The sequence below is a fragment of the Alphaproteobacteria bacterium genome, from assembly GCA_019635875.1.
GTDB lineage: Bacteria > Pseudomonadota > Alphaproteobacteria > Reyranellales > Reyranellaceae > JAFAZJ01.
The window spans coordinates 624,570-637,353 of record JAHBYP010000002.1; the positions used below are offsets into that span (position 1 = coordinate 624,570).

Annotated in this window: 11 protein-coding genes; 5 read left to right on the plus strand and 6 right to left on the minus strand. The window is 69.7% G+C overall.

Annotated elements, in window-relative coordinates:
* Positions 1–126 precede the first annotated feature (126 nt).
* Positions 127–3,900, plus strand: coding sequence for a PAS domain-containing protein (locus tag KF889_09195; GenBank protein MBX3499607.1), 3,774 nt, complete (start codon positions 127–129; stop codon positions 3,898–3,900).
* Positions 3,901–3,911: 11 nt separating this feature from the next.
* On the opposite strand, the gene KF889_09200 is transcribed toward KF889_09195, so the two are convergent.
* From KF889_09200 to KF889_09225, 6 genes are all read right to left on the minus strand, one after another.
* Positions 3,912–4,367, minus strand: coding sequence for a transglycosylase SLT domain-containing protein (locus KF889_09200; GenBank protein MBX3499608.1), 456 nt, complete (start codon positions 4,365–4,367; stop codon positions 3,912–3,914).
* A 217-nt stretch (positions 4,368–4,584) separates the two neighbouring features.
* Positions 4,585–6,090 (minus strand): ABC-F family ATP-binding cassette domain-containing protein, encoded by a 1,506-nt coding sequence (locus tag KF889_09205; protein ID MBX3499609.1) that lies wholly within the window; start codon positions 6,088–6,090, stop codon positions 4,585–4,587.
* A gap of 225 nt (positions 6,091–6,315) precedes the next feature.
* On the minus strand, positions 6,316–6,969 hold the full coding sequence (locus KF889_09210) for a response regulator transcription factor (protein ID MBX3499610.1): 654 nt from the start codon (positions 6,967–6,969) through the stop codon (positions 6,316–6,318).
* A 49-nt stretch (positions 6,970–7,018) separates the two neighbouring features.
* A complete protein-coding gene (locus KF889_09215; GenBank protein ID MBX3499611.1) occupies positions 7,019–8,467 on the minus strand; it encodes a CBS domain-containing protein in 1,449 nt (482 codons plus the stop codon).
* Positions 8,468–8,482: 15 nt separating this feature from the next.
* Positions 8,483–9,076 (minus strand): 3'-5' exonuclease, encoded by a 594-nt coding sequence (locus KF889_09220; GenBank protein ID MBX3499612.1) that lies wholly within the window; start codon positions 9,074–9,076, stop codon positions 8,483–8,485.
* Positions 9,077–9,081: 5 nt separating this feature from the next.
* On the minus strand, positions 9,082–9,729 hold the full coding sequence (locus tag KF889_09225) for a hypothetical protein (GenBank protein ID MBX3499613.1): 648 nt from the start codon (positions 9,727–9,729) through the stop codon (positions 9,082–9,084).
* 125 nt (positions 9,730–9,854) lie between these two features.
* Between KF889_09225 and KF889_09230 the strand changes: the two genes are divergently transcribed.
* From KF889_09230 to KF889_09245, 4 genes are all read left to right on the plus strand, one after another.
* Positions 9,855–10,124: a DUF4212 domain-containing protein gene (locus KF889_09230; GenBank protein ID MBX3499614.1), complete on the plus strand. Its 270-nt coding sequence runs from the start codon at positions 9,855–9,857 to the stop codon at positions 10,122–10,124.
* 11 nt (positions 10,125–10,135) lie between these two features.
* The gene (locus tag KF889_09235; GenBank protein MBX3499615.1) at positions 10,136–11,926 is read left to right on the plus strand and encodes a cation acetate symporter; all 1,791 of its coding nucleotides are present in this window, start codon (positions 10,136–10,138) and stop codon (positions 11,924–11,926) included.
* 73 nt (positions 11,927–11,999) lie between these two features.
* The gene (locus KF889_09240; protein MBX3499616.1) at positions 12,000–12,326 is read left to right on the plus strand and encodes a YggT family protein; all 327 of its coding nucleotides are present in this window, start codon (positions 12,000–12,002) and stop codon (positions 12,324–12,326) included.
* A gap of 53 nt (positions 12,327–12,379) precedes the next feature.
* Positions 12,380–12,745: a hypothetical protein gene (locus KF889_09245; GenBank protein MBX3499617.1), complete on the plus strand. Its 366-nt coding sequence runs from the start codon at positions 12,380–12,382 to the stop codon at positions 12,743–12,745.
* Positions 12,746–12,784 lie beyond the last annotated feature (39 nt).

Here is a 12,784-nt window from a genome sequence, read left to right on the forward strand (position 1 = left end):
GGAATTGGCGCGGGTTGTAGCGGCTGGGCGGCGCCGGATCAACGTGGCGGCCCAGGCGCGCGCATGGACAGCGTCCCGGCCGCGTAGTCTTATGCCTCCTGGGAAGAAACACCTTCGGACGGGACAATGCTGCAGGAGACAGCGGTCTTCGGCCTCTCGCTCGCCTATCTCGGGCTGCTGTTCGCGGTGGCGTGGCTCGGCGACCGCCACGCGCGCACCTGGTCGACCGGCGCCATGGGGCCGGTGGTCTACAGCCTGTCGCTGGCGATCTACTGCACGTCGTGGACGTTTTACGGCGCCGTCGGCCGCGCCGCGACCAGCGGACTCGACTTCGTCCTGATCTATGTCGGCCCGGCGATCGTGGTCATCGCGGGCTATCCGATGCTGCGCAAGATGGTGCAGGCGGCCAAGCGCAACAACGTCACATCGATCGCCGACTTCCTCGCCTCGCGCTACGGCAAGAGCCGCGCCGTCGGCGTCACTGCCACGCTGCTCGCCTCGGTGGGCGTGCTGCCCTACATCGCCCTGCAGTTGCAGGCGGTGTCCTCGAGCTTCAAGGCGATCGCCGGCTCGGGCGACCACAGCGGCGCGTCGGCAGTGGTTTACACCGACACCTCGTTGTTCGTCGCCGCGCTGATGGCGGTGTTCACCATCCTGTTCGGCGTGCGCAACGTGCAGGCTTCCGAGCAGCATCGCGGCATGATGCTGGCCATCGCCTTCGAGTCGGTGGTCAAGCTCGCCGCCCTGCTCGCCGTCGGCCCCTTCGTGCTCTTCGTCCTGTTCGACGGGCCGGCCGATCTGCTGGCCAAGGTCGCGGCAGCGCCGGCGATCGCCGATCGCGTCACCAACCAGGGCTCGACGCTGTCGTGGATCGTGCTCACGCTGCTGGCTGGCACGGCCTTCCTCTGCCTGCCGCGCCAGTTCCACGTCGCCGTGGTCGAGCACGACCATCCCTCAAGCCTCAGGACCGCGCGCTGGCTGTTCCCGCTCTACATGGTGTTGATCAACCTGTTCGTCGTGCCGCTGGCGGTAGGCGGGCTGCTGCTGCTGGGACCGGGCAGCGATCCCGACCTCTTCGTGCTTCGCCTGCCGATGAGCGGCGGCGAGAACTGGCTGTCGCTGTTCGTCTTCATCGGCGGCCTGTCGGCGGCGACATCGATGGTGATCGTCGCCTGCATGGCGCTCTCCAGCATGATCGGCAACGAGCTGGTGATGCCCTATCTGCTGCGCCGCGAGGCCGGCCGCGCCAGCGAGATGGGCGGCACGGTCGTGCTGGTGCGCCGCATCGCCGTCGTGCTCATCCTGCTCGCCGGTTACGCCTACGAGCGGGTGATCTCGGGCTACCTGCCGCTGGCCTCGATCGGCATGATCTCGTTCTGCGCCGTGGCGAATTTCGCGCCCGGACTGGTGCTCGGACTGTACTGGCGGGGCGCGCACCGCTACGGCGTCGTCGCCGGCCTGGCCGGCGGCTTCGTCGTCTGGCTCTACGCCCTGCTGCTGCCCTCGCTGGGCCAGGCGACCAGCGGCGGCAGGCAGAGCACGCCGCTGCAGCCGTGGCTGCCCGGATCGCTGGCCGAGCTCGATCCGGTCGGTCAGGGCTTCATCGTCTGCATGCTGGTCAACACGCTGCTGCTGGTCGGCGTCTCCCTGCTCGCCCGTCCGCTGGGCCGCGATCGCCAGCAAGCCGATTCCTTTGTGCTCGGCACCGATCCCGAGCAGCCCGCCTCGCCGGTGCCGGTGGCCGCGACGCGCATCGCCGAGCTGCGCGACCTCGTGGCGCGCTTCATCGGGCCGGAGCGCGCCGAGCGTGTCTTCGCCGGCGGGCCGCTCTCGACACAGGCCGCGCTGGCGCGCACCGAGCGGGCGCTGTCGGGCACGTTGGGCGCCGCCTCGGCACGCGTCATCGTCGCCGCCTCGGCGCGGCGCGGCCTGATCCTGCCCGGAACGGCGCGCGCCATCATCGACGAGGCGTCGGAGGCGATCCGCTACAACTACGAGATCCTGCGCAACACGCTGGACCATGTCGGCATGGGCATCGCCGCCTTCGACCGCGAGGGCCGGCTGGAGATCTCCAACGAGCGCTTCACCACCCTGCTGTCGCTCGATCCCGACAAGGTCGCCGTCGGCGCGCCGGCCGCGCAGCTCGGCGGCCCCGACGAGGTCGAGCGTCTGCTGAGCCGACCCGACACGGCGCAGATCCACGAGCTGGTGAGCGGCGGCCGCGTCGTCGAGCTCCGGCTCGATCCGCTGCCCGGCAGCGGCTTCGTCGCCACCTGCCACGACGTCACGTCGCGCGTGCGCACGGCCGAGGCGCTGCGCGACAGCGAGCGGCGCATCCGCGTCTACACCGACAACGTGCCGGTGCTGATCGCCTATCTCGACAAGGACGAGCGCTACCGCTTCACCAACCGGCCCTACCAGCAGGCGCTGAACCTCACCGCCCAGCAGACCGAGGGCCGCACGTCGCTGGAGGTGATCGGCGCCGAGCGCTATGGCCAGCTCAAGCCGCATATCGACGGTGTGCTCGCGGGACAGGAGCAGCATTTCGAGATCGAGTTCCCGACCAACGACGTGCAGATCGAGGTCGCCGCCGGCACCTATATCCCGCACCTCGACCACAACGGCGACGTCGTCGGATTCTTCCTGCTTTACCAGGACATCACCCAGGCGCGACGGGCCGAGGCCGACCTCCGCCAGGCCAAGGAGCACCTCGAGCAGCGCGTCATCGAGCGCACCGCCGAGCTCGAGGCGAGCCGTGCCGAGGCCGAGGCGGCCAACCTCGGCAAGACGCGCTTCATCGCCGCCGCCAGCCACGACCTGCTGCAGCCGCTGCACGCCGCCCGCCTGTTCACCGCGGCCCTGATCGATCGCGAGCCGCACAACGACCTGGGCGGCAAGATCGACCTCAGCCTCGGCGCCGTCGAATCGCTGCTCGACGCGCTGCTCGACATCTCCAAGCTTGACGCCGGCGCCTTCCAGCCCGAGACGCGGCCCTTCGCGCTGCAGCCGCTCTTCGAGTCGCTGGCCACCGCCTTCGCGCCGCTGGCGCAGCGCCACGGCGTCGAGCTGCGCGTGGTGCCGAGCCGCGCCTTCGTGTCGACCGATCCCGCCTTCCTGCGCCGCATCCTGCAGAATCTGCTATCCAATGCCATCCGCTACGGCGCCGCCGAGGGCCGGCCGCAGCGCGTGTTGCTCGGCTGCCGCCGCGCCGGCGACCGGCTGCGCATCGAGGTACGCGACAACGGCCGCGGCATCGCCCACGACAAACAGGCGATGATCTTCGAGGAGTTCGTGCGCCTCAACGCCGACGACGAGCGCGGCGAGCGCGAGCGCGGCCTCGGGCTCGGGCTGGCCATCGTCGAGCGCATCGCGCGCATGCTCGACCTGCCGATCGGCCTGCGTTCCGCGCCGGGCCAGGGGTCGACCTTTCATGTCGACGTGTGCCGCATCGCCTCTGTGATCGCCGCACCGCCGGCGGCACTGACGCAACAGACGGCGCCGGTCTTCGACCCCGAGGCCTTCCTGCTGTGCATCGACGACGAGGCACAGGTGCTCGAGGCGATGGCCGCGCTGATCGGCGGCTGGGGCTGCCAGGTCGCGCTCGCCGCCACGCTCGACGAAGCGATCGAGGCGGTCGACCGCGCCGGTCGCTTCCCCGACCTGGTGGTCGCCGACCTGCATCTCGGCGAAGGGCCGGACGGGCTGGAGATCATCGAGACCCTGCGCCGTCGCTGGGCGCTCGCCGTGCCCGCCGCGGTGCTTACCGCGGACCGCGATCCGACATTGCGTCCCCGCGCCCGCGCGCGGGGCGTGGAGGTGCTGTACAAGCCAGTGAAGCCGGCTGCGCTGCGGGCGCTGCTGCGCCTGCGCGGCCGCCCCACGGAGCGGCTGACGGCGTGACAGCAGCGCCGTCAGGGCCGGTACGGAAAGCCCCTGGCGTAGTGGCGGTCCGCCATCACCGGATCGCCGCCGGCGTAGCGATAGGCGGCGGCAAGGTAGCGGACGCCCCAATGCAGGTTGGTGTCGGGGTCGAGCAGCCCGTCACGCGTGCCGGCGTAACCCATGCCGCGCGCGGTGCTGAACTTGATCTGCATCAATCCCATGGCGAAGCCGGCGCCGACGACGCGCGGCTGGTAGCGGCTCTCGCGGCGGATCACCTTGTGCACCAGCTCGACCGGCACCTGGTTGCGATCGGCGTGGAACTGGATCTTCTCCGCGAGACCGGGGTCGACGTCGCCGGGATTGTAGACCTGGCGCGGCGGGGCGGGCGGGGCGGCCACCGTCGGCCTGGATCGCTGCGCGCAGCCGCCCAGCGCGACGATCAGTGTCGCGGCGATGAGGTCGCGCCGGCCCAGTCGATGCTTCATGCTCTCCCCCGTGCCTTCGGGCGGCCACCCTAAAGCAATGCCCGGACGGGCCGAAATCATCTCTCTCATGCCGAGCGCGGCAAGCAAGGGATTCGCAGCGGCGTGCGGCTGGTCAATTCCCCCTTGTCATATCGAGCGTCAGCGAGGGACCCAGGGCCGGCCTGGACCCCTCGCTTGCGCTCGGGGTGACACCAGTCAACCCTGCCCTGGCCGCACCTCAGGCCGGGGAAAACCCCGGCGCCGCGTCGATCCCGACCATCGCGCCCTTGTCGACCAGCAGAAAGCGCGTGCCGATCGCGGCCGCAAAATGCCGGTCGTGCGAGACCAGCACGCACGTCGCCTCGTGCGCCAGGATCTCCCGCTCCAGCCGCTCCTGCCCGGCGATGTCGACGTGGTTGGTCGGCTCGTCCATCAGGTAGAAGTTCGGATCGGCCAGTCGCAGCGCCAGCAGGCCCAGCCGCGCCTTCTGGCCGGGCGACAGCGTCGCGATCGGACGGCGCTGGCGGTCGAGCGGGAAGCCGGCCCCCGCCAGCAGGCTCGTGGCGCGCTGATCGCCGGGCCGAAACGTCTCCGTGATGAACGACAGCGGCGTCCTGTCGTCGGGCAGATGCGACATCGCCTGGTCGACATAGCCGAGGACCAACGTCGGACTGATGCGCACACCCGCGACGCTGTCTGGCGCGGCGATCGCCTGGCGTAGCAGGGCGACGAAGCGCGACTTGCCGACGCCGTTGGCGCCGAGCACGACGATCCGATCGCCCTGTCGAATCTCGAGCCTGCCCGTCGTGAACAGCGCCCGGCCGTCGGGCGTGCGTACCGTGACCCTGTCGAGACCCAGCATCACGCGCGCATGCGTGCCGCGATTGGCCAGCCGGATGTCGCCGGCGCGCTCGACATGGGCCGGCTTCATGGTGCGTTCGAGCGCCTCGGCGCGCCGGTAGATTTGCGCCGCCTTCTTCTGCGCCGCGTCGCTCAGGCTGTTGATGCCGATGTTCTTGAGCTCGCCGGCGCTGCGCCGCAGGCGATCGGCCTCGCGCGCATCCCTGGCGAACCTGGCCTCCTGCGCGGCGTCATCGTCGGCAAGCAACCGGCGCGCCGTCGAGAACGGATGGTCGTAGTAGCGCGAGGCCTCCGGCCGCAGGAACAGCGTGCGGTTGGTGCATGTATCGAGGAAGCGCCGGTCGTGACTGGCGATCACCATCGGCACGCGGCGCAGCGGCGACGTCAGCCACGCCTCGAGCAGCCGGATCTTCTCCAGGTCGAGATGATTGGTCGGCTCGTCGAGCAGGAGCGCGTCGGGATCCGCGACCCAGGTGCGCGCGATCTGCGCCAGGCGCTGCCAGCCGCCGCTCAGCGCGCGCATGACGCGCTCGCGCATGTCGGCGGGCGTCTCGAACTCGTCGAGCACGAGATCGACGCGCCACGACTCGGATTCGCGCATCGCCGCGGGCAGGCCGCGGCGCACGACCTCGGCCAGGGTCAGGTCGAGCCAGGTCGCCGGCACATCCTGCTCGACGATGCCCATGCGCAGGCCGCGCGAACGCACGATGTCGCCGGACGTCGGCTCGGCGGCGCCGGCGAGGCAGCGCAGGAGCGTGGTCTTGCCGGCGCCGTTGCCGGCCACGAGGCCGATGCGATCGGACTCGCCGACGACGAAGGTCAGGTCACGGAAAAGCGGATCGGGCGTCAGGACGCTCACGCCGCGCAGGCTGATGGTAGCCATGGGAATCTCGCTGGTCTTGCCGTCTTGGAAACGGGCGCGCGCACGCGCCCTGGGGGCAGACCAGACTTCGTCGGGAACGCCTGCGGCGTCAGTCCCTGCTGTCGGCCGGCCCCACGATGCGCTCGGATCGTGGGGCGGTGACGGGACCGCGCGTCTGATACTGGTTGTATGTGCCCAACGCGGTCCTCCCTGGCTGGATGTCGCGGACGCGGCCCGTCTACACCTTCACCCCGCCGGCGGCAAGGCGAGGTGACGCGCCTCGATCACCGCCTGGGTGCGCGAACGCACCCCGAGCTTCCTGAGGATGACGGTGACATGCGCCTTCACCGTGGCCTCGCCGACACCCAGCTTGTGGGCGATCACCTTGTTCTGGTCCCCGTGCACCATCAGCGACAGCACCCGCCATTGCTGCGGCGTCAGCTGCTGGGCGCGCTGGGCGAATGACTCGGCGGACCCCGACCCGGCCGGCACGCCCGGCGGCGCGAAGACTTCCCCGCGCAGCACGCCGCGCACCACCCCGCCGATCTCGTCGAGCGGCGCCGATTTTGCGATGAACGCCGAAGCACCGAACTCGATGGTCCGCCGTGCGATCTGCACATCCTGCGCCGCCGAGACGACAATGATCGGCACTGCCGGATAGTTGGAGCGCAGGAGCGCCAGGCCGGTCAGCCCATCCATGCCGGGCATGTCGAGATCGAGCAGCAGCGCGTCGAACTCAGGCTCGCGCTCCAGCGCCGCCTCGGTTTCGGCCAGGGTCGAGGCGGTGGCGATAAGCGCGCCGGGGAAGCTTTGGCCCAGCGCGGTGCCCAGCGCATCGCGCACCATCGGGTGATCGTCGGCGACGAGGAAGGCCTGCGGCGATGCGGCGGGAACGGCCATCGCCAAACCATCGCTCCCGCCGACCGAAATGGTCAAGGTGCGCCCGCGATCACAGGGCGTCGCCGACCAAGCCGGGCATCAGCGTCGCCCGCTCGATCGACCAGCGCAGCGCCCGGCGGGCGGGGCGATCCAGGATGCCCGGATCGACGGCATTGCCCGGCGCTTTGCCGGCGGTGATGTCGGCGATCTGCTGGCGCAGCAATACCGCCATTGCCGTCTCGCGCGCCCTCTCAAGCGCCGTCGCGTCGGCCTCGCTTACCACGCCCTGCGCACGAAGCTCCCGCAGGCGCTCTTTCGTGGCCACCTGCTTGATGCCGCGTCGCAGCGCCAGCACGCGCAGCGTCGCCACGATCGGCATGAGGACGGCGCGCTTGACGTCCACGCGACCCTCCTTGAGGCGAATGGTGCCGAACCAGCCCAATGCCGCCTCGGCACCGCCCACCGGTTCGGCCAGCCGGCGCAGGAACAGCGGCGAGCTCGCAACGGCGGCGATCGCGTCCTGGCGCAGCCCGTCGGCCAGCGTCGCGTCGCCGGCCACCGATACGAGGTCGAAAAAGATGTCAGCCGCCAGCACGGCTTCGCCGTCGGGATTCTCCGCCCAGCGCGCGACGGTCGTGCGCCACCCCGCGCGCGTGCGCCGATAATCAGCCTCGCGGGCCATCACGCCACCCTTGCAGAGCGGGATGCCGCCGGAATCCAGGATCGCGTTCAGGCGACCGGCAAAGGCGGCGAACCAGTCGTCGACCGCAGACGCGTCCTGCTCCGGCCGCGGATCGAGGATCAGCGCATTGTCCTGATCGGGCGCCAGCAGGCTCTCGCCGCGCCCCGCCGATCCCAGCACCAGCAGGCACCACCCGCAGGGCGCGGGGCCCCTGCCGTCCTCGATCATCGCCGCCTGCGCGAGTGCCGCCGCCCGGCCCGTCATGTCGCGGGTGACGGCGGCGATCACGGCGGCCACGGCAGGTGGCGACACGTCGTCGGCGAGCAACGCGGTCGCCAGGGCCGGCAGTCGGTCGTGGGTAGCGCGCAGGGCGGCGGCATCGGCAGCCACATCGATCTCGTCGCCAAGCGCCAGCGCGAAGGCGGCGCGCTGCGCCAGCAACGTACGGGCCGATACCATGCCGACCGGATGGCCTGCCGCATCAACCACCGGCATGTGGCGGAAGCCGCGCCGCTGCATCCGCGCCAGGGCCCGATAGACGAAGGTGTCGGCCGGCATCGCATCGACCGGCGCGGACATCAGCGAGCCGACCGTATGCGCGGTGGGCGCGCCGCCCTCGGCAGCGAGCCGCAATGCATCGCGCTCGGACAGGATGCCGATGATGCAGCCACCGTCATCGACCACCGGCAGGGCGCCGATGCCGGCCTGAACCATCCGGCGAGCGGCTTCGGCCAGCGTGGTGTCGGCCGTCACCGTCGCGACCGGCGTGCGCATCACGTCGGCCAGCCGATGCCGGTAGGGCCAGCTGTCGAGCGTTCTGAGGGCCGAAACGTCCATCGTGGGGCCGCCTCCTCAGCGCAGCGCGTGGGCGCGTTCGGCGAAGGCGGCGGCAGCGGCGACGGTGTGCACGCCGATCGCCTCGAGGCGACCGACCAGGTGGCCGAACAACCGGGCCGCCGTCAGGGCATCCCCCAAGGCGGTGTGGCGGGCGCCGCACTCCACGCCGTGGCGATGGGCGATCTCGGCGAGATCGAGGTGCAGAAGGCGCGGCTCCAGCGCCACCGACAGCGCCCGGGTATCAAGGGTCGGCGGCGCGCGCCAGGGCAATGCCGCCCGGCGCGCCTCGCGCTTGAGGATGGCCATGTCGAAACCGATGCCATGGCCGACGACCACAGCGCCGTCGAACCCCGTCGTCAGCCGCGGCCACAGCGACGACAGCGGCGCCGCCGCGGCGACATCGGCGTCGGCGATCCCGTGGATGGCGGTGGCGCTGGCCGGAATCGACCGGCCGGGCCGCACGCGCGCGTCGATCAGCGGCGCGGCGGCCGGGTGGCCATCGACGAGCTCTACGAGCGCGATCGAGACCACGGCGTCCCGCCATACCGACAGGCCCGTGGTCTCGGTGTCGAGCGCAACAAACCGGCTGCCCGCGAGCGTGGTCGCCACCCGGCTCATCGCGCGGGACCGGGCGGATCGCCACAAAGGTCGGCGACGAGCGCCGCGACATCGATCTCGCCGGCGGCCAGCCCGTCGAAGCGGACCATGGCGAAGCGCAGAGCATTGACCACCATCTCGCCGTCATAAGCCACGACGGCACGATCGAACGGCAGCGCCTGGAACAGCCGGCGGCCACCATGCCGCGCGATCTCGTCGGGACGGCGCGGAGGCGCGAGACGCGCGTGCGCCAGCCGTGTGGCGAAGTCCGCTGCCGCCGCTTCCCACCGCGCGGCATCGCCGGCGGGCGGCGGCACGCTTGCAAGCGCAATGACAAAGCCGCGCCGCAGCGCCGCCTCGAAGACCGCCTCGCGCCCGGCAGGCACCGCCTGGCGCAGCCTGGCCTCGGCAACCAGCACGACGTCCGACAGGCAGGCCGCGAACGCCTCGGCGCGCGCGATGTCGAAGGCTTCGATGAACGTCTTTTCCTTGGACAGCTTCTCGTAGTTGAAGCCCGAGCGCGCGCGGCAATATTCGATCGTCGTCTTCTGCGCGAGATAGAGCGCCTCGCGGCCGGCGAAATCGGCGAACGCCGCCGCGTCGGCGATGCGCCGCGACACGCGCCGCGCGCCGAGCGTCGACAGGATGACGCCGAGCAGCTTCATCGCGATCCCTCCTCGAGCCGCGCCACAGAACGGCAAGACCGCCCGATCCGCATTACGACCAAGGTCGAATGGCGGGACGGGCGCGGGCCATGAAACATTACCGCCAAATTGGGAAGGGAACGCCAATGTCGGATACAGGCCTCACGCCCGAGAAAGCCAAGGCGTACTGGAACAGGACAAGCACGCTGATGTGGGGGGTCCTGGCCATCTGGTTCATCTTCAGCTTCGCGGTCCACTTCTTCGCCGTGCCCCTGAACGAGGTCAAGATCCTCGGCTTCCCCTTGGGCTTCTACATGGCGGCCCAGGGATCGCTGATCATCTTCGTCTGGGTGATCTTCTGGTATGGCGGACGGCAGAACGCCATCGATGAAGAGTTCAACGTGGCCGAGGACTGAGGGGGGCGATCATGGCGACCAAAGGCGACTTCATCAGCAATCTCGGCCGGATCTACGGCATCTACACCGGCGGCTTCGTGGGGTTCACGATCCTACTGGCCATCCTCGAGCAGATGGGCCTCGGGCAGAAGATCATCGGCTACTGCTTCATCCTCGGCACGATCCTCGTCTACGCCATCATCGGCTACCTGTCGCGAACCGCGCAGGTCTCAGAGTACTACGTGGCGGGTCGCGTCGTGCCGGCGTTCTACAACGGCATGGCGACCGGTTCGGACTGGATGAGCGCCGCCTCGTTCATTTCCATGGCCGGCTCCCTCTATGTGCTGGGCTATGGCGGCCTCGGCTACGTGCTGGGCTGGACCGGCGGCTACGTGCTGGTGGCCATCCTGCTGGCGCCATACCTGCGCAAGTTCGGCCAGTACACGGTGCCCGACTTCCTCGGCGCCCGTTACGAGAGCAACACCGTGCGGCTGCTGGGCGTCGTCGTGCTGATGGCGGCGTCCTTCACCTACGTCGTGGCACAGGTCTTCGGCGTCGGCCTGATCGCCGCCCGGACCATCGGGCTGAACTTCGAGGTCGCCTGCTATGTCGGCCTGCTCGGCATCCTGGTGTGCTCGATGCTCGGCGGCATGCGGGCGGTGACCTGGACCCAGGTGGCGCAGTACATCATCCTCATCGTCGCCTACCTGATCCCGGTGGTCTGGCTGTCGGCACAGAAGACCGGGGTTCCGGTGCCGCAGATCATGTACGGCCAGGCGCTCGAGGCGATCACCGCGCTCGAGGACAAGCTGGGTGTGGTCAAGCACCACGTCGCGCCCTTCGTCGACGCCAGGGGCCAGTTCAGTACCACCGAGATGCTGAACTTCCTGTTCCTGATCCTCTGCCTGATGATCGGCACGGCTTCGCTGCCGCACATCCTGATGCGCTACTTCACGACGCCCAACGTCCGTGAAGCCCGCAAGTCAGTGGCCTGGAGCCTGCTGTTCATCTTCCTGCTTTACTTCACAGCGCCGGCCTATGCCGCCTTCGCGAAGTGGGAGGTCTACGGCAGCCTGGTCGGCACCGAGATCGCCAAGCTGCCGGCCTGGGTCGCCAAATGGGCCGAGATCTCCGGCATGCTGTCGATCAAGGATGCCAACGGCGACGGGATCCTGCAGCTGTCGGAGCTGACCTTCCATCCCGACATCATCGTGCTCGCGACGCCGGAGATTGCCGGCCTGCCCTACGTGATATCGGGTCTCGTGGCCGCCGGTGGCTTCGCTGCCGCGCTGTCGACCGCCGACGGCCTGCTGCTGGCGATCGCCAACGCGCTCAGCCACGATCTCTACTACCGCATGATCAACCCCAAGGCCGACGCCAAGGCCAGGCTGATCGTGGCCCGCGTCATCCTGATCTTCGTCGCCATCGCGGCGGCGGCGACGGCATCGACCCGGCCGTCAACGATCGTGGCGATGGTCGCGTGGGCCTTCTCGCTCGCCGCTTCGGGACTGTTCGCGCCCCTGGTGCTGGGCGTGTGGTGGAAGCGCACCACGGCCTGGGGTGCCGGCGCCGGCATGGCGGCGGGCTTCGGCCTCTGCCTGTTCTATCTGATCGGCACCCAGTACTACGGCATGCCTCTGTGGTTCGGCATTCGCAACATCTCCTGCGGCATCTTCGGCATCCCGGTTGCCTTCCTCGTCACCGTGGTGGTGAGCCTGATGACGCCGGCCCCGTCGCGCGCGATGCAGGACTTCATCGACTCGATCCGCGTCCCCAAGGGCGGGGTCCGGCTGACCAGCCAGAAGGCGGCGCTGGTCGAATAGCGCTGCCAGATACGCTAAAGCCAGACGCGGGGCCTGTGGCCCCGCGTTCCACTTCCGGGCGGCGGAGCGAGGCGTGGGCGAGACGGTCAATCTTTTCTGGGCCTACTGGCCCTACCAGGTGCCGAACTACCTGCTGTCGGCACTGTTCTGGACGTGCATCGGTCGCTTCGTCCTGGGCCTGTTCTTCCCGCCTGGGCATCCAAACTACATCTGGCGGAACTTCTGCCGCCTGACCGACTGGCTGCTGGCACTCGTGCGGCCGATCACCCCCGGCTTCGTGCTCGCGGCCTTTCTGCCGCTCGTCGCCGGCTTCTGGGTGCTGGTCGCGCGCTACGTCTTCTACGTCGTCATGCGGGTGGCCGGGCTCGTGCCACCCCTCGGCAACATGGTATCCGGCTAGGGATGGACCACTCCGGCCGGCCCATCGCATGATGCGCGGCTGGAGGCCGGACCATGAACCGCATCGAGTACGTCGTCGAGATGTGCGTGCTGCGCGGATGCGGTTTCGGCGTGCTCGCGATCGCCACGACCATGGCCGGGCTGGCCTTCGACCTTGTGCTGAGCTTCAAGGTGGGTGCAGCGCTCACCACCTTCATGTACCTCGTCCTGGAGTTCCAGCATCGCAATGCGCTGCGAGTCCCGATTCGGCGAACGGAGGCGTGGCTGCTGCTGGATCGGGGGCGTGACCTGCCGCCCGGCTACCCCGAGACGGTGATCCAGCAGATCCGCAGCGACGTGATCCGCCGTTACGCCGCGTTGGCCGGATACACGGCTCTGTCCATGTGCGTTATCGCGGCCGGGCTGCACATGGTGAAGTAATGGCAGGCGGCAAGCGCGACACGACGAGCTAGGCTCCAT